Annotated in this window: 23 protein-coding genes; 12 read left to right on the top strand and 11 right to left on the bottom strand. The window is 63.3% G+C overall.

All coding sequences use genetic code 11. The features are described from left to right. The first annotated feature begins 39 nt into the window (after positions 1-39). Positions 40-891 carry a phytanoyl-CoA dioxygenase family protein gene (locus tag CQ020_RS12495; RefSeq protein ID WP_105692139.1) on the top strand — a complete coding sequence of 284 codons (852 nt, stop codon included), beginning with the start codon at positions 40-42 and terminating at the stop codon, positions 889-891. A 19-nt stretch (positions 892-910) separates the two neighbouring features. On the opposite strand, the gene CQ020_RS12490 is transcribed toward CQ020_RS12495, so the two are convergent. Both CQ020_RS12490 and CQ020_RS12485 read right to left on the bottom strand, forming a co-directional pair. Next, a complete protein-coding gene (locus CQ020_RS12490; protein WP_105692138.1) occupies positions 911-1,762 on the bottom strand; it encodes a CPBP family intramembrane glutamic endopeptidase in 852 nt (283 codons plus the stop codon). A 54-nt stretch (positions 1,763-1,816) separates the two neighbouring features. After that, on the bottom strand, positions 1,817-2,752 hold the full coding sequence (locus CQ020_RS12485) for an NAD-dependent epimerase/dehydratase family protein (RefSeq protein ID WP_105692137.1): 936 nt from the start codon (positions 2,750-2,752) through the stop codon (positions 1,817-1,819). A 143-nt stretch (positions 2,753-2,895) separates the two neighbouring features. Here CQ020_RS12485 and CQ020_RS12480 point away from each other — a divergent pair, with 143 nt between their 5' ends. Genes CQ020_RS12480 through CQ020_RS12470 form a run of 3 tightly spaced genes read left to right on the top strand, consistent with a single transcriptional unit; the run spans position 2,896 to position 5,358 of the window. Continuing rightward, entirely contained in the window at positions 2,896-3,663 is a 768-nt protein-coding gene (locus CQ020_RS12480; protein ID WP_105692165.1) for a TetR/AcrR family transcriptional regulator, read from the top strand. Positions 3,664-3,680: 17 nt separating this feature from the next. Beyond that, on the top strand, positions 3,681-4,472 hold the full coding sequence (locus CQ020_RS12475; RefSeq protein WP_105692136.1) for an oxygenase MpaB family protein: 792 nt from the start codon (positions 3,681-3,683) through the stop codon (positions 4,470-4,472). After that, positions 4,465-5,358 (top strand): DUF817 domain-containing protein, encoded by an 894-nt coding sequence (locus tag CQ020_RS12470; protein ID WP_105692135.1) that lies wholly within the window; start codon positions 4,465-4,467, stop codon positions 5,356-5,358. The genes CQ020_RS12475 and CQ020_RS12470 overlap by 8 nt, the downstream gene beginning before the upstream one ends. Here CQ020_RS12470 and CQ020_RS12465 read toward each other — a convergent pair. Beyond that, entirely contained in the window at positions 5,333-5,890 is a 558-nt protein-coding gene (locus tag CQ020_RS12465; RefSeq protein WP_105692164.1) for a hypothetical protein, read from the bottom strand. The genes CQ020_RS12470 and CQ020_RS12465 overlap by 26 nt on opposite strands. A gap of 253 nt (positions 5,891-6,143) precedes the next feature. Here CQ020_RS12465 and dnaK point away from each other — a divergent pair, with 253 nt between their 5' ends. The 4 genes from dnaK to CQ020_RS12445 all read left to right on the top strand — a co-directional run bounded on the left by dnaK (position 6,144) and on the right by CQ020_RS12445 (position 10,248). After that, complete coding sequence (gene dnaK / locus CQ020_RS12460; RefSeq protein ID WP_024818249.1) at positions 6,144-8,009, top strand: molecular chaperone DnaK; 1,866 nt, start codon at positions 6,144-6,146, stop codon at positions 8,007-8,009. A 2-nt stretch (positions 8,010-8,011) separates the two neighbouring features. Then, a complete protein-coding gene (locus CQ020_RS12455; protein WP_105692134.1) occupies positions 8,012-8,677 on the top strand; it encodes a nucleotide exchange factor GrpE in 666 nt (221 codons plus the stop codon). 154 nt (positions 8,678-8,831) lie between these two features. Further along, positions 8,832-9,815 (top strand): DnaJ C-terminal domain-containing protein, encoded by a 984-nt coding sequence (locus CQ020_RS12450; RefSeq protein WP_105692133.1) that lies wholly within the window; start codon positions 8,832-8,834, stop codon positions 9,813-9,815. A 10-nt stretch (positions 9,816-9,825) separates the two neighbouring features. Further along, positions 9,826-10,248: a heat shock protein transcriptional repressor HspR gene (locus tag CQ020_RS12445; RefSeq protein ID WP_105692132.1), complete on the top strand. Its 423-nt coding sequence runs from the start codon at positions 9,826-9,828 to the stop codon at positions 10,246-10,248. A gap of 6 nt (positions 10,249-10,254) precedes the next feature. On the opposite strand, the gene CQ020_RS24195 is transcribed toward CQ020_RS12445, so the two are convergent. After that, positions 10,255-10,734 (bottom strand): DUF3185 family protein, encoded by a 480-nt coding sequence (locus CQ020_RS24195; protein WP_181151872.1) that lies wholly within the window; start codon positions 10,732-10,734, stop codon positions 10,255-10,257. Between the two features lie 129 nt (positions 10,735-10,863). On the opposite strand from CQ020_RS24195, the gene CQ020_RS12435 reads away from it, so the two are divergent. Further along, positions 10,864-11,181, top strand: a complete 318-nt coding sequence (locus tag CQ020_RS12435) for a DUF3040 domain-containing protein (RefSeq protein ID WP_105692131.1) — start codon at positions 10,864-10,866, stop codon at positions 11,179-11,181. A 26-nt stretch (positions 11,182-11,207) separates the two neighbouring features. Here CQ020_RS12435 and CQ020_RS12430 read toward each other — a convergent pair whose 3' ends face one another. From CQ020_RS12430 to CQ020_RS12420, 3 genes are all read right to left on the bottom strand, one after another. Then, positions 11,208-11,630: a hypothetical protein gene (locus tag CQ020_RS12430; RefSeq protein ID WP_105692130.1), complete on the bottom strand. Its 423-nt coding sequence runs from the start codon at positions 11,628-11,630 to the stop codon at positions 11,208-11,210. 200 nt (positions 11,631-11,830) lie between these two features. Next, on the bottom strand, positions 11,831-12,481 hold the full coding sequence (locus tag CQ020_RS12425) for a hypothetical protein (RefSeq protein ID WP_105692129.1): 651 nt from the start codon (positions 12,479-12,481) through the stop codon (positions 11,831-11,833). A 62-nt stretch (positions 12,482-12,543) separates the two neighbouring features. Next, positions 12,544-13,179, bottom strand: a complete 636-nt coding sequence (locus CQ020_RS12420) for a TetR/AcrR family transcriptional regulator (protein ID WP_105692128.1) — start codon at positions 13,177-13,179, stop codon at positions 12,544-12,546. A gap of 94 nt (positions 13,180-13,273) precedes the next feature. Here CQ020_RS12420 and CQ020_RS12415 point away from each other — a divergent pair, with 94 nt between their 5' ends. The 3 genes from CQ020_RS12415 (at position 13,274) to CQ020_RS12405 (ending at position 16,610) form a co-directional block, all read left to right on the top strand. Next, positions 13,274-14,332, top strand: a complete 1,059-nt coding sequence (locus tag CQ020_RS12415; protein ID WP_105692127.1) for an agmatine/peptidylarginine deiminase — start codon at positions 13,274-13,276, stop codon at positions 14,330-14,332. Next, entirely contained in the window at positions 14,332-16,050 is a 1,719-nt protein-coding gene (locus CQ020_RS12410; protein WP_105692126.1) for an amidase, read from the top strand. Before CQ020_RS12415 ends, CQ020_RS12410 begins: the two co-directional genes overlap by 1 nt. A 218-nt stretch (positions 16,051-16,268) precedes the next feature. Beyond that, positions 16,269-16,610 carry a hypothetical protein gene (locus CQ020_RS12405; RefSeq protein WP_105692162.1) on the top strand — a complete coding sequence of 114 codons (342 nt, stop codon included), beginning with the start codon at positions 16,269-16,271 and terminating at the stop codon, positions 16,608-16,610. Between the two features lie 392 nt (positions 16,611-17,002). Here CQ020_RS12405 and CQ020_RS12400 read toward each other — a convergent pair whose 3' ends face one another. The 4 genes from CQ020_RS12400 to CQ020_RS12385 are packed head-to-tail and all read right to left on the bottom strand — an operon-like array spanning position 17,003 to position 21,350. Continuing rightward, positions 17,003-18,757, bottom strand: coding sequence for a beta-galactosidase family protein (locus CQ020_RS12400; protein ID WP_105692125.1), 1,755 nt, complete (start codon positions 18,755-18,757; stop codon positions 17,003-17,005). Positions 18,758-18,775: 18 nt separating this feature from the next. Beyond that, positions 18,776-19,486 carry a DUF624 domain-containing protein gene (locus CQ020_RS12395; protein ID WP_181151867.1) on the bottom strand — a complete coding sequence of 237 codons (711 nt, stop codon included), beginning with the start codon at positions 19,484-19,486 and terminating at the stop codon, positions 18,776-18,778. Beyond that, the gene (locus tag CQ020_RS12390; protein ID WP_105692124.1) at positions 19,483-20,424 is read right to left on the bottom strand and encodes a carbohydrate ABC transporter permease; all 942 of its coding nucleotides are present in this window, start codon (positions 20,422-20,424) and stop codon (positions 19,483-19,485) included. Before CQ020_RS12390 ends, CQ020_RS12395 begins: the two co-directional genes overlap by 4 nt. Beyond that, positions 20,424-21,350 carry a carbohydrate ABC transporter permease gene (locus CQ020_RS12385; RefSeq protein ID WP_024818234.1) on the bottom strand — a complete coding sequence of 309 codons (927 nt, stop codon included), beginning with the start codon at positions 21,348-21,350 and terminating at the stop codon, positions 20,424-20,426. Before CQ020_RS12385 ends, CQ020_RS12390 begins: the two co-directional genes overlap by 1 nt. Between the last annotated feature and the right edge of the window lie 55 nt (positions 21,351-21,405).

The following is a 21,405-nucleotide window of genomic DNA, read 5'->3' as shown; positions in this document are numbered from 1 at the left end:
CCATTCACTTGGTTGCCCGCCACTGACAAAGTGGGGACTATGTTGACTTCAAACGGCTACGTCCTGGACGAATCGGATTCCCGTCTCGCTGAGCTGGAACCTGTACCCCCGTCCCAGCGCCGGGACCGTGAAGCCCTGTGGGCACGGCTCCGCAGGGACGGATACCTCTATCTGAAGGGGCAGCTCAATCCCGGGGAGCTGCTGGATTTCAGGGAGTATTACTTTCGCTCGTTGAGCGGCGCCAACGTGTACGCGGATGGCACGGATCCACGTGAGGGCATTGCGGCGCCCGGGGACGTGGACCGTGCTGCGTTGCGCCGGGGCCTCTTCGATCACGTGGTGCCCGGGGCGGAGTATCAAGCCTTGTGCACTGCTGAAGGGATTGCAGGCTGGTTCGCCTGGTTCCTCGACGGTGACGTCCACCTGCACCGAAGGAAGATCATTCGCCACACGAAACCCGGTGAAAGTGGCATTGGCTCGGCCACGCAAGCCCATTACGATCTGGTCTATCTCCGCGAAGGCAGCGATCGCGTGCTCTCCATGTGGATTCCGTTGGGCGATTGCCCGCGGGAACGTGGCGGATTGGCTTATCTGGAGGGCAGCCACCACTGGGTGATGGCCGAGGAGCGTGAGGGAAGCTTGAAGATGCCGGCCGCCTCAATCACCGCAGACCTCCCGGGGCTGGCCAACCAGCGCGACGCCAGGTGGCTCGTGACCGACTATGAGGTGGGCGATGTTGTGGTCCACTCTGCGCACATTGTCCACGCCGCTTTGGACAATACCGACACCAACGGCACCATGCGCCTGTCCACCGACATCCGCTACCAGCGTCTGGGCGAACCTATCGACTGGCGATGGCAGGAGCATTGGAATTACGACGACGGGCTCTAACCCGCCGCCGCTCCCGGGATCAGGCCGCGTCGATGGAATCGGGGGAGTCGAGCTTCTTTCTCGTGGCATGTCCCTTGACGAGGAAGATGGCCAGCAATGCCAAAAGGATGTAGGCCCAGTTGAAGAGCCCGGCGAGGGAAATCAGGCCGGCCGCTCCGGCTGATTCGGTGGCTGCATCGATGCCACCTGTGGCCAGGAACGTGGTTGGATCCGTGGCGGCGTGCAGCAGGATTGCCCAGGTAATGCTGCCTGTGACCCGCATGGAGAGGTACATCATGGCACCAAATCCGAACGTGTAGACCACGGTCAAGGCCACAACCAGCGGCTCCATTGTGAGGATGTTTCCGCTGTGCAGCAAGGCGAAATACGCGGTAGACAAAACGAAGACGAGCCGTTCACCGTAGCCCCCGTTACGGAGCATGTTAACAACGATTCCTCGTGTGGCGAGTTCTTCGGTGAATCCCACGCAGAGGCCGAAGAAGACCATGACCAGAACAAGTCCCACCGAGTAGGCGGACCAGTTGGTCGCTACCAGCCGCAGGAAGATAGGGATGACGAGGAGGGGAATCGCAACCCACATCCAAGCTTTCCCCCGGATGGGCTGGGGGCCGAAAATCTCCTTGACCCAGCCGAGCGAGCGTGCAAAGAGGAACAGCAATATTCCGGCGATCAGGATGGGCAGCGCCAGCATAAGGAACGCGGTGAGTGGATCAGCCAACGGGTTCGTCAGGTTGATGACGCCCCCAAACAGGGTGCCGATACCCAGTCCGATCAGTTCATAGACGCCCCAGTAGGCGGCAATGAACAGAAGTCCTTTCCACCATGTCCCGCGGTTCCAAAAGCGGATCCATCCAGAGTCACTTTCATGCATGCCCAGCACCTTCCTGCTTAGTTCCCCCTTTAGGCCGGGGCCATCATGACAAGCCTAGGCCTTGGCCGGATGTGCAGCGCCACGCCACCACGACACGGTTGCCAGCGCGGCTTCCGGCAGGGGAGTCGGCTCAAGGCCCAGGAGCTTCTGGCTCGCCGAGGAATCCATCACGAATGGACGCTCAAACTGGTACAGCAATTCGGCCAGCTCGCGCATGTCCGTGGAGAAAATGCCCGCCACCCGCAGCACCCATCCGGGCACAGCGCCCACCTTGGGTGCACTAACGCCGGCTGCTTCTGCATGCGCTGCAGCCATGACCCGCTGCGTGACGGCCGGGCCCGTAGGGGCGTGCAGCACCGTGTTCCACAGCTCGGGCCGCTGCGCTGCTGCAATCATGGCGGCGGCCAGGTCCGGGACGTAGGTGAACGAATGCGGCTGGTTGGAGGACCCGATGAACTGTACCGTTTTGCCCGCCAGGAGGGGCGTCACCATCCGCTCCCCGGCATGTGCCATCTTCACGCGGGGCCCGAAGAAGTCACCGGCAACAACACTCACGGTGTTGGCCGCATGCGCTTGCCGTGCTGTCAGTAGTGCGGTCCGGATGCCGCGCTTACCGCCGGCGGCCGTCCTTGGACCGACTTCAGTCATGACCCGGTCCGGCTCACTGTACGAGTAGAGGCTCTCGGGGAACACGACGACGGCGCCAGCGGCTGCCGCTGCATCCATCACCACTTGCTCGGCCCGGGGGAGCTCGGCGGCCCACGCTGAGGCCCGGTATGCGGATCCGTGGATGCAGTGGAAGACCGCTGTGGCACCTGCCACCGCTTCGGTGAGCCGCACGGGATCGGAGGCATCTACGCGCATGCGCTCCACCAAGGGGTGGTCGGGGCCGCTCCCGGAGCGCGTCAGAAGACGTACCTGGTGACCTTGATCGGCCAGTTGTTCAGCGACGGTGTATCCAACGGGACCTGCTCCTGTGACGACGTACATGAGGTGCCTTCTTTCGGTTTCGTTGCCTGGGAATCCAAAGCGAGAGCGGCGCTCTCTCAATCAGGATGAATGCCCCTTGCTTCAATGTCAAGAGCGCCGCTCTCGTTTGTTGACAGCGCTCTCTGTTGTGGCAAGCTATGGGCATGACGTCAGCCGAACCCACCGCAACCCAAGCAGAGGACCAGGCAAGGCCCCAGGCCAAGGCAAAGCCACCAACGCCGCGGGAACGGGCGCGCACGCAAACAATCGCCGACATCATCCGGCTGGGGCGCGAGCACCTTGCGGTCCACGGCGCAGCGGCCCTTTCCCTGCGCGCCGTGGCGAGGGATCTCGGCGTCGTATCTTCAGCCGTGTACCGCTACGTCGAGAACCGCGACGAGCTCCTCACGCTCCTGCTCATCGATGCGTACAACGAGCTCGGTGATGAAGTGGATGCGGCCGTCGAGTCAGTCCCGGACCAGGATTTTGCCGGGCAGTTCAGGGCCCTGGGCCATGCCGTCCGGGCCTGGGCCATCCGCGAGCCCGCCAGTTACGCGCTGCTTTTCGGCAGCCCCGTCCCCGGGTATCAGGCGCCAGGGGAGCGAACCACTGTGCCCGGAACGCGCGTCATTGTCCGCCTCGTCGGGATCTTTGATGCCGCATTCCGCGCAGGTGCCTTGGCCGCTGAGGTGACTCCCGCCGTCGTGATTCCCCCTGCGTTGGCCGAAGACCTGGCGGCCATTCGCGCCGAGATGAATCTCGCGGCACCCGACGCGTCATTGGCGAGGGGTGTCCTGGCGTGGACGTCGGTGTTCGGGGCCATCAGCTTCGAGGTTTTTGGGCAATACGGCGCCGACACCTTTGCTGCCCGAGAGGAGCTTTTTGAGCATCAGCTAGGTGTGCTTCAGGGCGTCGTGGGGCTCCAAGGCTAGGGCGCTAAAGTATTCAGATGGTTCGTGGACTTGCTGACATTGGTGCGGAGGGTGTCCTCCTTGCCGGCGCGGGCCGCGCAATCCTCCTGCAGATCGCCAACCCCAAAGTGGGTCATGGCGTAGCCGAGCACAGCAACTTCGCGGAGCGCCCCGTGGATCGGCTCCGCGCGACCATGACGTACGTGTATGCGGTGGTTTACGGCTCGGAGGAGCAGCTGAAGGCCGTCCGCCGCGCCGTCAACCGTGCCCATGCCCCGGTCCGCCGCGGACCGGACGGCGCTTCCCACGGATACAGCGCTTTCGACGCCGACTCCCAACTTTGGGTGGTCGCCACCCTCTACGACACCGCCGTCACGGTGTACCAGCAGGTCCATGGAACGCTCGACGACGATGCCGCCGACCGTATCTACCGCGAGTATGCGCGGATCGGGACAGCCCTGCAGCTTCCGGCGGATAAATGGCCGGCTGATCGTGCCGCCTTTGCAACGTACTGGGAATCCCAGGTTCGCGGACTTCGCCCAGATGACCAGGCGCTCAGGGTAGCCCGGGACCTGCTCTTCCCGGCTGGTGGGCCGCGGTTGTTGCGCCTGGCCATGCCGATGGCGCGGTTCCTCACCGCAGGCCTTTTGCCGGACCATGTGCGTGCAGGCTTCGGATTCGAATGGGGCCCTGCCCAGGCCCGGCGGTTCGAGCGGACCATGCGGTTGATGGGTCGCGTATATCCGCGCTTGCCCCAGCGGATCCGGCACTGGCCCCGCGACCATTATTTGGGCCACCTTGTGGTGGATTCCGCGGTGCCCCATGCGTAACTCCACGTCGGTGGAAGAATCCATCGACGCCCTTGCGCACCGCTACCTGGACCGCACTCGCGGTGGCCGTCTGCGGGCCGGGCTGACCGAGTTTGTGGTGTTCGGGCTGAAGCAGGCGTGGGCTTGTGTGTTCGGTGCCGCGTTGCTCGCGGTGATCATCGCCGCACGTCTCTGGTACCCCGATAACGCGGCGCTCGCCCGCAACGATTTCCTGACCCTTGCCGCCGTCGTCATCCAAGTCCTGATGATCTCGTTCAGGCTGGAGACGCTGCGGGAACTGCGGGTCATCCTGCTCTTCCACGTGGTGGGGACCGTGATGGAGTTGTTCAAGACGGACGTAGGATCCTGGGCGTACGAGGCTGAGGGCATCCTCCGGATCGGGGCGGTTCCACTGTTCAGCGGCTTCATGTATGCGGCCGTGGGGTCCTATATGGTGCGCGTGTTCCGGCTGTTCGACCTCCGCTTTGACCGCTACCCGCGCCGGTGGATCACGGCCCTGGTTGCTGGTGCGATCTACGTCAATTTCTTCTCGCACCACTACATCTTCGACGCGCGCTGGGTGCTGCTGGCCGCCGTCGTGCTTGTGTACGGGCGGTGCGTGATGCACTTCCGGGTGTTCCGGCGTCGTTTCCGTATGCCCATTCTGGTCTCGTTCCTGCTGGTGGCGCTGTTCATTTGGTTCGCGGAGAACATCGGCACGTGGTCCCGCGCGTGGCTGTATCCGAACCAGCTGAACGGGTGGCAGGCGGTCTCCATCGACAAACTCCTGGCGTGGTTCCTGCTGATGATCATCTCGGTGGTGCTGGTGGCGTGGGTGTACAAGCCGGAGCCGCTTGACGCCCCTGGCGCGGCCATGGTCCCTAGGCTTCGCCGCGTAGCGCCTTGAGTGCCGCGCGCCGCGCTTGAAGCAGGGGCTCGACGTCGGACACCCGGGTCAGGCTGACGGCTTCCGGTGAGGGAGGGTTGCGTTGGGCGTCAATGACGATCCCGAAACCACCCAATGTGCCCGCGGCGAGCCATGATGTCGTTCCACGCCAGAGCGTGAACTGTACGGGCCTGCCTCCGACGGTGATGGTGACTTGCTCGCTGCGGAAGGCGCCGAAGGTGGCGTCCTGTCGCTGTAGCTCTTCAAGGTTGTGCGGTATCCCGGCCGAGGCTCGCCAGCGGTTTCTGGCAACGTCGTGAGGATCCTGGGTTGTGGTGATCACCTCCATCTGGGGGCCTGTTGGTGAAAAGGCATTGCCATGAACCACGCCGCCCTCGCTGCCATCGAGCTGCCAGGATCCCAGCATGATGGGGGCATCCCAGCCTGTGACCGAGAACAGCGGGAGGAGGTGCGCGCCGTCGCGGACCTCTTGATCCAACCGGTCGTTCATCTCCCAGAATTCGTCCGGAGGTAGGTATCCAGTGATTTCCATCGGGCCAGTTTGCCAGTTCACCGTGGGCGAAACCAGCCCTTCAGCCGCATGATTCCGGGGTTTCCCTGCGTGCAAAAAGCAAAGTTGAGCGCACTTGACTCAACTTTGGATTGACTTAAATCTGAGGCTGAGTACAGTTGAGTGCAGAACGCTCAACTAGCCGATTGTTGAGCAGGCTCCCAGCACGTAAACCGCTCAGCGGACCGTTGTCAGGTGCGATCTCCAACATCGGCCATTGAAAGGAAAACAAGATATGTCACGTGCAGTAGGTATCGACCTCGGAACCACCAACTCCGTGGTCTCTGTTCTCGAAGGTGGCGAGCCCACCGTCATCGCCAACGCAGAAGGCGGCCGCACCACGCCGTCAGTCGTTGCGTTCTCCAAGTCCGGCGAAGTCCTGGTTGGCGAAATCGCCAAGCGCCAGGCCGTCAACAACATCGACCGCACCATCGCTTCCGTCAAGCGCCACATGGGCACCGACTGGAACGTCGCCATCGATGACAAGAAGTACACGCCGCAGGAAATCTCCGCGCGTATCCTCATGAAGCTCAAGAACGACGCCGAGAGCTACTTGGGCGAAAAGGTCACCGACGCTGTGATCACCGTTCCGGCCTACTTCAACGACGCCGAGCGCCAGTCCACCAAGGAAGCCGGCGAAATCGCAGGCCTCAACGTCCTCCGCATTGTCAACGAGCCCACCGCGGCCGCACTGGCCTACGGCCTGGACAAAGGCAAAGAAGACGAACTCATCCTGGTCTTCGACCTCGGTGGCGGAACCTTCGACGTCTCCCTCCTCGAGGTTGGCAAGGACGAAGACAACTTCTCCACGATCCAGGTCCGCGCAACCGCCGGTGACAACCGCCTCGGTGGCGACGACTGGGACAACCGCGTCGTCGAGTGGCTCCTGAGCCAGCTCAAGGTCAAGGGCATCGACCTCTCCAAGGACAAGATCGCCCTCCAGCGTCTCCGCGAAGCTGCAGAGCAGGCCAAGAAGGAACTGTCCTCCTCCACCAGCACCAACATCTCCCTCCAGTACCTGTCCGTCACCCCCGACGGCCCGGTTCACCTGGACGAGCAGCTGACCCGTGCCAAGTTCCAGGACCTCACCAAGGACCTGCTGGACCGCACCAAGAAGCCGTTCCAGGACGTCATCGCAGAAGCCGGCATCAAGGTTTCCGACATCGACCACATCGTCCTCGTCGGTGGCTCCACCCGTATGCCTGCTGTCTCCGAGCTCGTCAAGGAACTCGCTGGTGGCAAGGAGCCCAACAAGGGCGTCAACCCGGACGAAGTTGTGGCCGTTGGTGCAGCACTCCAGGCCGGTGTCCTGAAGGGTGAGCGCAAGGACGTCCTCCTCATCGACGTCACCCCGCTGTCCCTCGGCATCGAAACCAAGGGTGGTGTCATGACGCACCTTATCGAGCGCAACACCGCTATCCCCACAAAGCGTTCCGAGACCTTCACCACCGCTGATGACAACCAACCGTCCGTGGCCATCCAGGTCTTCCAGGGCGAGCGTGAATTCACCCGCGACAACAAGCCGCTGGGCACGTTCGAACTGACCGGCATCGCTCCGGCACCGCGCGGCGTTCCGCAGGTTGAGGTCACCTTCGACATCGACGCCAACGGCATTGTCCACGTGTCCGCCAAGGACAAGGGCACCGGCACGGAACAGTCCATGACCATCACTGGTGGCACGGCACTCTCCAAGGACGACATCGACCGCATGGTCCGTGAAGCCGAAGAACACGCCGCAGAGGACAAGGCCCGCCGCGAAGCTACGGACACCCGTAACTCTGCTGAGCAGCTCGCCTACTCCGTCGAGAAGCTCATCGCCGACAACGACGACAAGCTGCCCGAGGAAGTCAAGACCGAGGTCAAGGCCGACGTCGACGCCCTCAAGTCCGCACTGGAAGGCACCGACGACGCCGCTGTGAAGACTGCGTTCGAGAAGCTCCAGGCTTCCCAGACCAAGCTCGGCGAAGCCATCTACTCGCAGGCCTCCGCAGCTGACGCTCCGGGTGCCGGTGCAGAGGGCGCTCCCGCCGGTGAAAAGGCTGCTGACGATGAAGACATCGTCGACGCCGAGATCATCGACGAAGACGAAGCGAAGAAGTAGTCATGCCTCACCACGGCAACGAAGCAGAGCACTCTGAAGGCAACGGTGACGAGCCGCGCAAGCCCGTGATCCGGGACAACCGCAAGGTTGATCCGGAGACCGGGGCAGCCCGTCACCCCGATAGCGAAGCTACGGCTCCCACCGAAGACGACGCCGCTCCCACGGACGGTGACGCCCTCTCCCAGGCTGAGGAAATCCTCAACGGGGTAGAGGTGCCGGCTGAGGAATCGGTAGCCTCCGGTGCCGCGGCAGAAGCCCAGGCAGCGGAACTCCGCAACGACCTCCTCCGTCTTCAGGCTGAGTACGTCAACTACCGCAAGCGCGTTGAACGCGACCGCGCCGTAGCAGGAGAGATGGCCGTCATCGGCGTCCTCAACTCCCTGCTCCCGGTACTGGACGACGTCGACGCCGCACGCCAGCACGGTGACCTCGAAGGCGGCCCCTTCGCCGCCATCGCCACCAAGCTGGAGAACGCGCTGAAGACGTACGGGCTGGAACGCATCGCGGACACCGGAGTCGAATTCGACCCCACCATCCACGAAGCACTCATCCAGCAGCCCGGCGAGGACATCGAGGTTGACACTGTCAGCCAGGTGCTGCGCTCCGGATACCGCTCAGGGGAGCGGGTCCTGCGTGCGGCCCAAGTCATCGTGGCTGTTCCGGCCTAGTCCCACCTAGTCGCTACACCGGATATGGGGCGGTGCCCGCTCCGCGGTGCCCTCCACACCGCCGCCCCATATCCGGTTTCGCGCCCGCTGTAAGCTCGCCTGAAGCGAGTTGACTGTGGCCGTACGTTTTTTGTTGATTTGAAAGGAGACGCTCTTGGCCAGCCAGGACTGGGTTGAAAAGGATTTTTACGCGATCCTTGGTATCGCCAAGGACGCGTCCGACGCGGATATTAAGAAGGCTTACCGCAAGCTAGCCCGGCAGTACCACCCGGATACCAATGCTGGGGATGCTGCTGCGGAGAAGAAGTTCAAGGACATTTCCGAGGCTTACTCGGTGTTGTCGAGTGCTGAGGACCGGCAGCAGTATGACGCCATCCGTGCCATGGGTGGTGCCCGGTTTGCTCCGGGTGCCGGCGCCGGCCGCGGTGGTGCTGGCGCTAACGGCGGGTTTGAGGACCTGTTCGGTGGCCTGTTTGGCGGCGGCCCTGGTGCTCGTCAGCCTGCGGGCGGCGGCGGCATTCCTCCTGAGTTTGCTGACCTGTTTGGCGGCGGCTTCGGCGGTGCCGGCCCTACCGGGTTCCAGCGTGCCCCGCAGAAGGGCTCGGACCGGACGGCTACAACGACCATCTCGTTTGCCGGTTCCATCAACGGCACCACTGTGAGCCTGCGCGAGAGCAACGGCAACGTGATTGACGTCAAGATTCCCGCGGGCATCAAGGATGGGCAGAAGGTCCGTCAGCGCGGCAAGGGCAATGTTGGCCCGGCCGGCAATGGCGACCTCATCATCACGGTCAGCGTGAAGCCCCACGACTTCTTCCACCGCGACGGAGACAACATCCGCATCCACGTGCCCGTCACGTTTGCGGAAGCGGCGCTCGGCGCCACCATTGAGGTGCCAACGCTCGACGGCGACACCGTCAAGGTGCGCGTTCCGGCCGGAACTCCGTCGGGCCGTACCCTTCGGGTGAAGGGCCGTGGCGTGAAGACGTCCAAGGCTACCGGCGACCTTCTGGTGACCATCGACGTCGCGGTTCCGCAGAACCTGAACAAGGAAGCGGAAGAAGCCGTGAAGGCCTTCGCCGCTGCCACCACTGACGCCAACCCGCGTCACGACCTGGCCGCGAAGGCCCGGTTGTAAGGAGGCGGTCATGGCTATAGACGTCAACCAGCCGATCTTTGTCATCTCCGTTGCTGCGGAGCTTGCCGACATGCATCCGCAGACGTTGCGCCAGTACGACCGCCTGGGCATCGTTTCGCCCAGCCGTGCGCCGGGCAAGTCCCGCCGTTATTCTCAGAACGACGTCAACAAACTGCGGGAGGTCCAGCGCCTCTCGCAGTCCGGCGTCTCCCTCGAGGGCATCAAACGCATCCTGGATCTCGAAAACCAGGTTGCTGCGCTGCAGTACCGCGTAGTTGAGCTCACGGAGGAGTTGTCGCGCCGCCGCTCACCTGTGGATGCTCGTATCTTCGCGGCAGGCGCGGCGGGCGACGTCGTCAGCCTGTCCCGGGGCCAGCGTCCGCGGGCGCGGTCGCAAGCTGTTGTGGTGTGGCGGCCACGGGCAGGGGACTAGCTCGGGCTAAGCCAGGCTGCGGTCCCAACTAACCACTACCCGGGCAGCGCCCGCTTCGGTCCGCTCCACGTTCACCACGATCTGCGACTCTTTGGCTCCCATGTCCCGGATCTGCTGCTTGTAATCCTCAAGGTGCTCCTGGAGGGACTCCTCGGTCCATTCACCCGGGCGCATTCTGGTGGAGATCTCCACAGGTTCCTCCCTGACCAGAATCTCCTCGGGTCGCCGCTGCGGTGCCTTGGCTGGCTCAGCTTCGTTGGACGGCACCAGCATGCGGAAGCCGAAAACTCCTCCGGCAATGCCAGCGACGAGGCCCGCGGCAATAAGCCACATGGCCTTTCGGGGTCCGCGGCGCCCAGAAGCCGCTTCAGTGATGCTTGATGCTTTCTTCGCGCTTCGTCGTGCCATGGGGAGTTCAACTTTCCAGTCGCCGATCGGGTTCCGTGCTCGTGGTGCGTCAGGGTCGTGCCCATCCATCGTAAGCATGCTTAGAACCTTTGGTAAGAATGCCGCAACGGGAAGATAATGAAGGCATGGCACGGCATGCAGCGCTCGTGCTGAATTTCTGAGCATCGACGCACGGTTGGCGGCCTGCTCGCGTGGTGAGGAACTCCGATGTCGTTGTCGGATGAAGAACGCAGGAGCTTGGAAGAGCTGGAGCGGGATTTCGCTCTAACGGATCCCGACCTCGCCTATGAGCTGAAGTCCGGCCGCCCACGGGGTGCGGTGGCGCGCAGCGTTCTTGGCAGTGCGGCCGTTCTGGCCGGTTTCGTCATGGTGATCGCCGGGATCATTACCCAGTTGGTGATCCTGGGCGTCGTGGGGTTCCTGCTAGCCAGCGCTGGTGCCTATTGGCTCTTGGCCGGAACGTCGCTGCGGAGACGCACAAAACCGCACGACGACGGCCGGCACCCTGGCGGGTCCGGTATCTGAGTCGCTTCGGCCACCCTTGGCAGGTGCTAGGGGACCGGGGGAACCGGCGGGTGGACCGGGGTCTCAGGCTGCTTGGCCGGCTCAGGTTCGCCCGGGGGCATCATCATGCGCCAAGCAAACACTGCGCCCGCTCCCGCCAGGGCAGCTGCGATGGCGGTGAACCATATAGCCCGACCGGAGCTGCGTTGGGTGGTCTTCCGGCTGAGCGCCCGGGTGGCTTTCTTGACTGCCTTGGTGGCTGTTCGTTTAGCTTCCTTGGCGGCCTTCTTGTTGCCAGTCAGGGTGAGCATCACGCCCTGGACCACGGAAGGGACGTCAGCGTGGTTGATTCGGGCCAACGCCCACCTCACCACGGCATCTGTCTGTGCGGATGTGCCCTCTGTTGCATGCGTTACCCACTCCCGTGCAAGATCCTGGGCGGCGGGAATGATGCTTTGCGCTTTGTACATGCTTGACCCCTCACGTAGTTAGACGACGGCTTGCTTGCCAGCCTACGCTGCAGTGTCTGTGGCCAACAGATGCCCCCAGCGTGCGCTCCTTCCCGGTTGCCCTTGTGGCATCACGCAAATAGCGCAGGGTTGGCGGCGACACGCCGTGGTTTACAGGCGGCGATGCGAGGCAACTGGGAAGGAGCGGGGAGAAGTAAAGTTCAGTTCCGGACCACCGACGCCAGTTCCACCGGATTTTCCAGGCCGGCCCACTTTCCATTGAGGGTCAGGTCCCCGTGAAGCTCCGGGGCCGCAGCGGTATTGGCCGAAGCATCCGCTGCCAGATCCAGGACCCGGGTAATCTTCAGCCGCAGCTCGCCCGCATCAATGATGGTCACGCCGCTGCCGGATACCGGCGCCGAGGCACTCAAGGCGGGGACAACGTCGTCGAGCTTTCCGCTGCCCTTTACCGTGACCGTGCTGGGCCGGGGGCCGAGCTCGCCGTCGACAATGAGGTCGGCCTCTTGCTGGCCGGTCAGGATGGCGGTGGCCAGGGCCTTGACGTAGATGGGGTCCGCGCAAGCGTCGTAGACCCAGCGCTTGCCCAGGACCGAGTGGTCCATGGTGCCGATGAGCCACTCCTCGGCGCCAGCCAATTCGTACCCGCGGTAGCTGAGGGGAACTTGGTAGACGCGCTCACCGGCGGTAACGACGTGTGTCTCGAGGCCCACTTCGCCGGCGGGATCGTCGAAGCGGTAGGCGCCGATAAGCTCCGGCGCGCCTTCCTGGATGAACCAGGGTTGCTTCGGGAGGTAGTCAGCGATGAGTTCGAGCTTGGACGGGGACAGGGTTGCCTTGTGAATGATCGCCATGCTCCCCAGCCTAGGGCAGTGTGGGTGTGGCTTTCGAAGAGTGGCGCCGGTATGAAGCCGGCTCACACACCCGGTGTGGTCGCCAGGGAACCCCGGGCGGCGCCCACCATTCCTTCGACGGCGTGGGCCAGGTGGGTGCCGCGATCGGTGATGCCGTTCCAGCGGACCAAGGCCTGGGCGTTCAGGCCGTCCACCATGCCCAGGATCTGCCAGGCGACGGCGGCGGCATCGGAAACGTTGAAGTCTCCGCTCGCGTTTCCGTCCTCCACTACTCCTTGGAAAACCTTCTGCCAGGCATCCATCTGCTCGCGGACAGAAGCGGCCAGGGCTTCGTTGCGGCGTCCGAGGGTCCAGGCTTCCACCCAGATTGCGGTGACGTCCAGCCTGCTGTTGTCCAGAAGCGTTTCCACCAGCAGCCCCAGGCGTTCGGGTGGACCAGGTTGCTGGCTCAGCAAGCCAGCTACTTCCTGTGTTTCTGCCGCCACGATGGTGGCAAAGGTGCTTGAAACGAGCGTGTCCATAGTGGGTTGGTAGTGCGCCACAAGACCGGAAGCGACGCCCACGCGGGCGGCAACGTTGCGCAGCGTGAGGGCTGTGAGGCCCTCCTCGAGCGCGATCTCGCGGGCGGCCTCGAGGATTTCTGCGGAGCGCTCTGCGGGTGACTTACGGAGTGCGCGTTTTTCTGGAGTGCTTGACATCAAGGACCAGTCTAGATTACGTTTTCAGCATTGTTGATCGTGCGATCAACAAGAAAATTTGCATCATCGCGTAAGAAAGACAAAGGAGTCACCCATGGCTTGGAGAATGCCGGCCGAAACCGCACCGCATGAGCGCACCTGGATGGCGTTCCCCCGCACTGGCCTGACCCTCGGCGATGACGCCGCCTCAGCCGAAGAGGCCTACGCGGCGTGGACCGCCGTCGCCCACGCCGTGGCCGAGTTCGAGCCGGTCACCATGGTGGTGGACCCCAGCGAGCGCGAACGCGCTGCCCGCATGCTGGGCGGCGGCATCGAGCAGGTTGAGGCGCCGCTGGACGAGTTCTGGATGCGCGACGTCGGACCCACCTTTGTGCTGGATGATGAACGCCCCGGCGTGCTTGGCGCAGTGGACTGGATCTTCAACGGCTGGGGTGCACCGGCGTGGTCCGAATGGCAGAAGAGCGCCGGAATGGGGCGCTTTGTTGCGGAAAAGTCCGGTGCTGAGCTGGTCAGCTCCCTCTTGGTGAATGAGGGCGGCGCCATCCACGTGGACGGCGAAGGAACCGTGCTGATCACCGAGACGGTGCAGCTGGATCCAGGCCGGAACCCCTTCGCGGACAAGGCGGCAGTTGAGGCTGAACTGGCCCGCACCATCGGCGCCACCAAGGTCATCTGGGTTCCCCGCGGCCTGACCCGCGACTACGAGGACCTGGGCACCCGAGGCCACATCGACATGGTGGCCACGCTCCCCAGCCCCGGCCGGATCCTGTTGCATTCCCAGACCAACCCGGAGCACCCGGACCACGAGGTCAGCCGCACACTGCACTCATTCCTTGAGACCCAGACCGACGCTGCAGGTAAACCGTTCGAGATTATCCCGCTGCCCGCGCCGGAAACGCTGCGGGATGAAGATAGCTTTGTGGACTGGAGCTACGTCAACCACCTCGTGGTCAACGGCGGAGTCATTGCCTGTGGTTACGGCGAAGAACGAGCCGACTCGCTCGCGGCAGAAATCCTGGCCGAGGCCTACCCCGGCCGCCGCGTTGTCACTGTTGACGCGCGCCCCATCCTTGCCCGCGGCGGTGGTATTCACTGCATCACGCAGCAGCAGCCGCGTCTCAGCAGCGCCCAGCTCGCAGGGGGTGCAGCCTAATGGCTCCTTTCGACGTCGTTGAGGCCTCCATCGCGCAACTGCGGGAGGCCTTGGAATCAGGGGAGGTGACCAGCGAACAGCTCACACAGTCATACCTCGACCGCATTGAGGCGTACGACCACAACGGCATCACGCTCAACGCATTGGTGGTCATGAACTCCGATGCTTTGGCAGATGCGCGCGCCTCGGATGCGCGACGGTCTCAGGGTTCGTTGAGGGGTCCGCTGGACGGCATCCCCTACACCGCCAAGGACAGCTACCTGGCCAAGGGGCTCACTGCCGCAGCCGGATCTCCGGCCTTTGAGCACCTGGTGGCGCAGCGGGATGCCTTCACCATCGAGCGCCTACGGGACGCCGGCGCGGTGCTGATTGGCCTGACCAACATGCCACCCATGGCCAACGGCGGCATGCAGCGCGGCGTCTATGGCCGTGCCGAAAGCCCCTACAACGCTGACTTCCTGACGGCGGCGTTCGGTTCCGGTTCCTCCAACGGTTCCGGGACCGCGACGGCGGCCAGCTTCGCGGCCTTCGGCCTGGGTGAGGAGACCTGGTCAAGTGGCCGCGCACCGGCGTCGAACAATGCTTTGTGCGCCTACACGCCCTCGCGCGGCGTCATCTCGGTGCGCGGCAACTGGCCGCTGGTCCCCACCATGGACGTGGTGGTCCCGCATACCCGCACCATGGCGGACATGCTGGAGCTGCTGGACGTGATCGTGGCCGATGACGCGGAGACCCGCGGCGACTTCTGGCGTGCCCAGCCGTGGGTTCAGATCCCGAAGTCGTCTGAGGTCCGGCCGGAGTCATACCCGGCGCTGGCTTCGGAAACGCTCGACGACGGACGGTCGGCTCTGCGGGGCAAACGCTTCGGAGTGCCGCGCATGTACATCAACGCAGACCCGGCCGCCGGGACCAGCACGAAACCAGGGATTGGCGGGCCGACAGGGCAGCGCATCGAGACGCGGGCTTCCGTGATCGAACTGTGGGAGGCCGCGAAGCGCGACCTTGAAGCCGCAGGCGCTGAGGTTGTTTTGGTGGATTTCCCGGTGGTCTCCAACTACGAAGGCGATCGCCCCGGCGCACCCACCATCGCCACCCGCGGCCTGGTCACCCCTGAATACCTCAAGCGCGAAATCATGGACCTCTCCGCCTGGGCCTGGGACGACTTCCTGCATGCCAACGGCGATCCCGCACTGAGCAGTCTCACGGATGTGGATGGCGCTTTGATTTTCCCGCGTCCTGAAGGTGCCTTGCCGGATCGCTACGCCGGGTTCGACGACGACATCGCCGAGTACCCAGGACATGTCCGTGCACACGCGGTTTCCGGGTTCGCGGAGATTCCCGAGCTGGAAGACGGGGTGCGCGGCTTGGAGGAGACCCGGCGGATTGACCTGGAAGAGTGGATGGACGGGCTCGGACTCGACGCCGTCCTGTTCCCGGCAGCTGCGGATGTGGGACCCGCGGACATGGACGTCAACCCGGCCTCCGCGGATCTCGGGTGGCGCAACGGCGTGTGGGTATCCAATGGCAACCTCGTCCCGCGGCATTTGGGCATCCCCACGGTCACTGTACAGATGGGAACCATGGCGGACATTGGCATGCCCGTGGGCCTCACCTTCGCCGGCCGCGCGTATGACGATACTGCTTTGCTGACACTGGCCGCTGCCTTCGAAGCCACGGGGTCACGCCGCACTTCTCCGCCCAGGACGCCGGCACTGTAACTTCGCCTGCCCAGTAACTTTGCCGCTGCTCAGCGTTCCTGCCCAGTTGCTTCCCCGCCGTCACCGTAAATACGCTCCGACACCGGCGGGTCGGCGTCGTTTTGTGCCCGACGGGGGAGCTAACCGGGGAGGAACGCGGACAAGCCGGACCGGAGTCGATGCGTGACCGGGCCCCGGCTCTGATTACAATCAAAGGGACGTCGACCACTGAGGGAATCATGAAGAAACTCACCACTGTCCTGATCGCCGCCGGGCTCATTGCCTCGGCATCCGCGTGTTCCGCCCAGCAGCAGCTGACCACCAAGGAAACCTGCGACCGCGTGGGCGTCGCCGCCGCGGGCATCCCCCAGAACCCGAGCCAGACGGCCACCATCCGCGTGGCCAACGCCATCCGGCCTATCGAACAAGTTGCTTCCACGGACATGAAGCCGGTTGTCACTGCCATCCTGGAATACCTGGACGAGCAGGCCAAGGAAACTCCGGACGAAGCAAAGCTGGGCGAGCTCGGTGCTGCCTACCAGGAAGCCGGCACCAAGTACGGCGAGCTCTGCCGCGGCTAATGACGCCCGCGTGCTGAACACACAGACGTGCTGAACACGCAGGAGCGCTGAACTAACGGAAGGGGACCGGTTGGATAACCGGTCCCCTTCTGCGTGCCCAACCCTCTATCACTTTCCGGCCCTTTCAGCGGAACGCTCTATCACTTTCCGGCCCTTTCAGCGGGACCCTCTATCACTTTCCGGCCCTTTCAGCGGGACCCTCTATCACTTTCCGGCCCTTTCAGCGGAACGCTCTATCACTCCTCTGAGGATAGTGAGAGACGGTTGTCCTCAAGCACTTGGAATGTGAGAGAGGGCTGGGTTTAAGCACGTGGGAGGTGAGAGAGGGCTGGGTTTAAGCACTTGGAATGTGAGAGAGGGCTGGGTTTAAGCACGTGGGAGGTGAGAGAGGGTTACTTTTCGTCGGGGCCCAGATCGGGCCCGACGACGAAACTCACCTTGCGCGTCGCGCTTCCGTGGAGTTCCAGGATGGCGAGCTCGTTGGCGCCCTCGCGGATCAGGGGACCGGGCACGTACAGCGTGCGCTGCGGACCGCGACTCCAGTATCTGCCCACGTTGAAGCCGTTGATGAATGCGTTCCCCTTGGTCCAACCGTCCAGGCGGAGGAACCTGTCTCCCGGGCCATCGGCTTCAAAAGTGGCAAAGGAGATGGAAGGACCGGCCACGCCAGCGTGTGCGGGGTCGCCGGACGGGAACGGCAGCGCGGCATCCCGAAAGGCATCCAGCGACTCCACATCAATAGCTCCGACTTCCCAGTCAAGAATCTCCATGCCATTGAGCAACGCAGGCCCGATCAGCCCTTTGGCCTCGCCAATCCTCTGCCCGTAGTTCACCCGGCCCTGATCCTCCAAGAGGACTTGGAGGCGACCACCGCTGGGGATGACAACAGCGCGCTCGCCCAGCTCCCGGCTCAGGACGCCCACGGGCACGCCGTCCAGGAAGAACTGGGCACGGTCCCGCACCTCGGAGAATGACAGAACTCCGCCGCCCTGCAGCAGCACCTCGTATAGGTAGAAGCCCCGGTACCGGCCAGTCACCTCGACTGGAGGGACCGGCCCGGGAACCCGTTGCTTAGTGGTCTGAACAGAGAGCAAAGGCGTGGACCCGGAAACGGCCACCACGGAAGCCGGAGCATGAACCCGACCGGCAGGAACCTCGGCAGGAACCGGGAAGTGCTTGGCAATGACGTCCCGGAAAGCAAAATACTTGGCCGTGGGCTGCCCGTCTTCGGAGAGCGGAGCGTCGTAGTCGTAGGAGGTGATGGTGGGCTCGTAAATGCCCTTGTCGTTGGCACCGTTGGTAAACCCGAAGTTGGTGCCGCCGTGGAACATGTAGATGTTCACTGAAGCCCCGGCGGTCAGCAGCGCGTCCAGTTCGGCGGCGGAAGCAGCGGCGTCGGTGGTGTGATGGTGCGTTCCCCAGTTGTCGAACCAGCCGTTCCAGAACTCCGCGCACATGAGCGGTCCAGTGGGCTGCCTCTCCCGCAAAAACCCAAGACGTTCAAGTGAACGCGATCCAAAGGTCCCGGTTTTGTGGAGTTCGGGCAGGGAACCGTCCTCGATCATGGTCCCGAATGGCTGATCGCAGGTGAACAGCGGGACATCAACACCCAAGCGCTTGGACAGGTCAACCAGATGCTGCAAATAGGCCTTATCGCCCCCATAGGCCCCGTATTCGTTCTCGATCTGGAACATGATCACCGGACCGCCCTGCGAAATCTGCCGCGGCACCACCAGAGCGAGAACCGCTTCCATGTAGGAAGAGACCGCTGCCAGGTAGCCGGGTTCGCTGCTGCGGACGCCCACGGTGGGGTCGGTGAACAGCCACGCCGGCAGCCCTCCGTTGTCCCACTCAGCGCAGATGTAGGGACCCGGACGGACAATCGCCTTCATGCCCTGGGCCTCAACAAGGTCCAGGAAACGTCCCAGATCCAGCCCGCCATCGGCAACAAACGAACCAGGAACAGGCGAATGCTCATTCCATGGCACATACGTCTCGATGGTGTTCAGCCCCATCAGCCGGGCCTTCTCAATACGGTCCGCCCACAGATCGGGGTGAACCCGGAAGTAGTGGATGGCTCCGGAGAGGATGCGGAAAGGCCGATCGTTCAGGAGAAAGTCCTGATCTCCGATTTCGAACGTGTCCAAGAAGAGGTCCTTACAGTTTTACGGGGTACGGAGCGCGGCGTGGAAGGCGTATGAAGCGTTGCTCCAGATCACGAACAGCAGCGGGGCCGGCGCCAGCGCGATGCCAAGGACCGGCTGCATCACGGCGGCGGAAACGATGATTCCCAGCAGGATCAGCATGGCCAGGCTGAGGTACCAGCGTTGAACGGCCAAATACAGCGCAGCCTTGAGGATGCTTTTCAGATTCGCCTCAGGCAGAAGTACGACGCCGGCGATCGCCGTGACGGAAAGGGTCACCGTCACGGCGGCTGCTACGACGATCACCGGCACCAGGAGTGCCGCGCCCGGAATGGCGGCGGCATTGTTCTGGATGACGGCCAGGTCCACGCCAAGGAACATCAGCATGGCAACGGCACCCACGCCGAGCAGTGCGGCTTTCGCGAAACTGCGCTTGTATCCCCGAAGGAAAGCGGCAACCGCCTTGACCGCACCGCCGTCGTCGTTCAGGGCCTTGAAGGCAGCGAAGATGCCGGCGAGCGACGGCGCAATGGTGACCGAGAGCGCCAGGAAGAACGGCCAGGCGGCAGCGGGGTCGGCCACCAGCGAGAGGCTGAGGACCAGTGGGGCGTTGGCCACGGCGAGCAGTGCGTTTCCGGCCAGGAAGGTGTAAATGAAGCCGAAAATGCTCCCGAAAGTTTCGAACCCCGGTCCGGCCCACTGCCGTCGCTTCTGCCGCGCCACAATACTCATCCTTTCATCCCGCTCGTCGCGATGCCTTGGATGAAGTAACGCTGGCCGATGAGGAAGATGATGAGGATGGGGATCACGGAGATCACAGAGCCGGTCATGATCATGGCGTACTCGGCGTCGAACTGGCCCACGAAGGAGCGCAGCCCCAACTGGACTGTCCAGAGGCGGTTGGACGTGAGGTAGATGAACGGACCCATGTAGTCGTTCCACGTGTTCACAAACGTGAGCAGCGCCAGGCTGGCCAGGGCCGGCTTGGACAGGGGCAGGATCACGCGGGCCCAGATGCCGTACTCGCTGAGGCCGTCAATGCGGGCGGCTTCGCAGAGCTCGTCCGGGATGGTCATGTAGTACTGGCGCATCAGGAACACACCGAAAGCGCCGAATGCCTGAAGCAGGATCAGGGCGTTGAAGCTGTTGGTCAGGCCAAGGTTCTGCATCATGATGTACTGCGGCACCATGTAGGCCTGCCACGGAACGGCGATAGTGCCGATATAGGCAAGGAACAACACGTCGCGGCCCGGGAAGCGGACCTTGGAGAAACCGTAGGCAGCCAGCGAGCCCGTGAGGACCTGAAGGCAGGTGATGATCACGGCGAGGTAGAGGGAGTTCTGCAGGTAGCCCATCATGGGAATCCGGGTCCAGATGTCCGTGTAGTTGCTCCACACGAACTCCTGCGGAATCCACTGGATGGGGACTGTGAGGACCTGGTTGTTTTCCTTCAACGAGGAAGAGAGCATCCAGATGAACGGCACCATCAGCGCCACCACCAGGACCACCAGAACGCCGTAGATCACCATGTTCGCGGTGCGCTTCTTCTGCTCACGCGGGGATCGCTTGCGGTCAGTACGACGGCGGTCTTCCGCAGTAGGTGCGCCGTTCGGCAGCGGGGCTGCGTCCGTCACATGAGTGGCTTTGAGGTCTTCGGCCATGTTGGTCATCAGCGTTCCCTCCGCTGTTGGATCTTGAACTGCAGGACGGTGACCGTCAGCACGATGATGAACAGGACCAGCGAGATGGCCGAGGAGTAGCCGAACTTACCTTCGCCAATGCCTTCCTGATAGATCAGCTGGGACAGCACCGTGGTGGACCGTCCGGGACCACCGTTGGTCATGACCACAATGAGGTCGAACACCTTGAAGCTGGAGACCGTCAGCATGACCACCACAAAGAAGGTGGTGGGACGCAGGGACGGGATGGTGACGTTCCAGAAACGCTGCCAGGCGCTGGCACCGTCAACTTCGGCCGCTTCATACAGTTCGGTGGGGATCGCCTGCAGGCCGGCTAAGTAGAGGACCATGTAGTAGCCCATGTCGCGCCACACGCTGGTGATGATCACCGCCGGCATGGCCCAATCGGAACTGGAGGTCCAGCCGGGCGGGTTTGCGATGCCGATTGCGCCGAGGAACTGGTTGATGGGGCCGCTGTCCGGGCTGAACAGCATGTTCCAGACCACTGCCACAGCCACCAGCGAGGTGATGTACGGGAAGAAGATCGCCACCCGGAAGAAGCCGATGCCCTTGAGCTTGCGGTTCAGCAGCATGGCCAGGAGCAGTGCCAGGGCCATGGTCAGCGGGACGTGGCCCAAGGCGTAAACAACGGTGTTTCGCAGCGCGATCCAGAAGGAGTCGGACGCGAACATGCGCTCAAAGTTGGCCAGGCCAATCCATTTGGGAGCGCTGAATGAGGTCCATTCCATGAAGGAGAGCGCGAAGGCGGCCACGACTGGAATGAGGGTGAAGGCCAGGAAGCCAAGGAAGTTCGGAAGGATGAACGTCCAGCCGATCAGCGTGTTACGCCTGGCTTGCTTCCTGTTGCCGCGGCTCTGCACGGGGGCAGGTGCCTGGGGGATTGTTTCTGTAGTCATGATGACCGCTCCCGGTGCGGGGGCGTTCCTCCATTTCAGGATCCGGAGAGTTCAG

It is taken from the genome of Arthrobacter sp. MYb23 (assembly GCF_002979775.1).
GTDB lineage: Bacteria > Actinomycetota > Actinomycetes > Actinomycetales > Micrococcaceae > Arthrobacter.
Note: the sequence above shows the minus strand (reverse complement) of the source record. Positions and strands in the feature narration are given on the sequence as shown.

Bases quoted from the DNA above. Each gene is read 5' to 3' on its own strand.
- CQ020_RS12495 (WP_105692139.1), top strand. From the start codon at position 40: ATGTTGACTTCAAACGGCTACGTCCTGGACGAATCGGATTCCCGTCTC.
- CQ020_RS12490 (WP_105692138.1), bottom strand. From the start codon at position 1,762: ATGCATGAAAGTGACTCTGGATGGATCCGCTTTTGGAACCGCGGGACA.
- CQ020_RS12485 (WP_105692137.1), bottom strand. From the start codon at position 2,752: ATGTACGTCGTCACAGGAGCAGGTCCCGTTGGATACACCGTCGCTGAA.
- CQ020_RS12480 (WP_105692165.1), top strand. From the start codon at position 2,896: ATGACGTCAGCCGAACCCACCGCAACCCAAGCAGAGGACCAGGCAAGG.
- CQ020_RS12475 (WP_105692136.1), top strand. From the start codon at position 3,681: ATGGTTCGTGGACTTGCTGACATTGGTGCGGAGGGTGTCCTCCTTGCC.
- CQ020_RS12470 (WP_105692135.1), top strand. From the start codon at position 4,465: ATGCGTAACTCCACGTCGGTGGAAGAATCCATCGACGCCCTTGCGCAC.
- CQ020_RS12465 (WP_105692164.1), bottom strand. From the start codon at position 5,890: ATGGAAATCACTGGATACCTACCTCCGGACGAATTCTGGGAGATGAAC.
- dnaK (WP_024818249.1), top strand. From the start codon at position 6,144: ATGTCACGTGCAGTAGGTATCGACCTCGGAACCACCAACTCCGTGGTC.
- CQ020_RS12455 (WP_105692134.1), top strand. From the start codon at position 8,012: ATGCCTCACCACGGCAACGAAGCAGAGCACTCTGAAGGCAACGGTGAC.
- CQ020_RS12445 (WP_105692132.1), top strand. From the start codon at position 9,826: ATGGCTATAGACGTCAACCAGCCGATCTTTGTCATCTCCGTTGCTGCG.
- CQ020_RS24195 (WP_181151872.1), bottom strand. From the start codon at position 10,734: ATGCTTACGATGGATGGGCACGACCCTGACGCACCACGAGCACGGAAC.
- CQ020_RS12435 (WP_105692131.1), top strand. From the start codon at position 10,864: ATGTCGTTGTCGGATGAAGAACGCAGGAGCTTGGAAGAGCTGGAGCGG.
- CQ020_RS12430 (WP_105692130.1), bottom strand. From the start codon at position 11,630: ATGTACAAAGCGCAAAGCATCATTCCCGCCGCCCAGGATCTTGCACGG.
- CQ020_RS12425 (WP_105692129.1), bottom strand. From the start codon at position 12,481: ATGGCGATCATTCACAAGGCAACCCTGTCCCCGTCCAAGCTCGAACTC.
- CQ020_RS12420 (WP_105692128.1), bottom strand. From the start codon at position 13,179: ATGTCAAGCACTCCAGAAAAACGCGCACTCCGTAAGTCACCCGCAGAG.
- CQ020_RS12415 (WP_105692127.1), top strand. From the start codon at position 13,274: ATGGCTTGGAGAATGCCGGCCGAAACCGCACCGCATGAGCGCACCTGG.
- CQ020_RS12410 (WP_105692126.1), top strand. From the start codon at position 14,332: ATGGCTCCTTTCGACGTCGTTGAGGCCTCCATCGCGCAACTGCGGGAG.
- CQ020_RS12405 (WP_105692162.1), top strand. From the start codon at position 16,269: ATGAAGAAACTCACCACTGTCCTGATCGCCGCCGGGCTCATTGCCTCG.
- CQ020_RS12395 (WP_181151867.1), bottom strand. From the start codon at position 19,486: ATGAGTATTGTGGCGCGGCAGAAGCGACGGCAGTGGGCCGGACCGGGG.
- CQ020_RS12390 (WP_105692124.1), bottom strand. From the start codon at position 20,424: ATGACCAACATGGCCGAAGACCTCAAAGCCACTCATGTGACGGACGCA.
- CQ020_RS12385 (WP_024818234.1), bottom strand. From the start codon at position 21,350: ATGACTACAGAAACAATCCCCCAGGCACCTGCCCCCGTGCAGAGCCGC.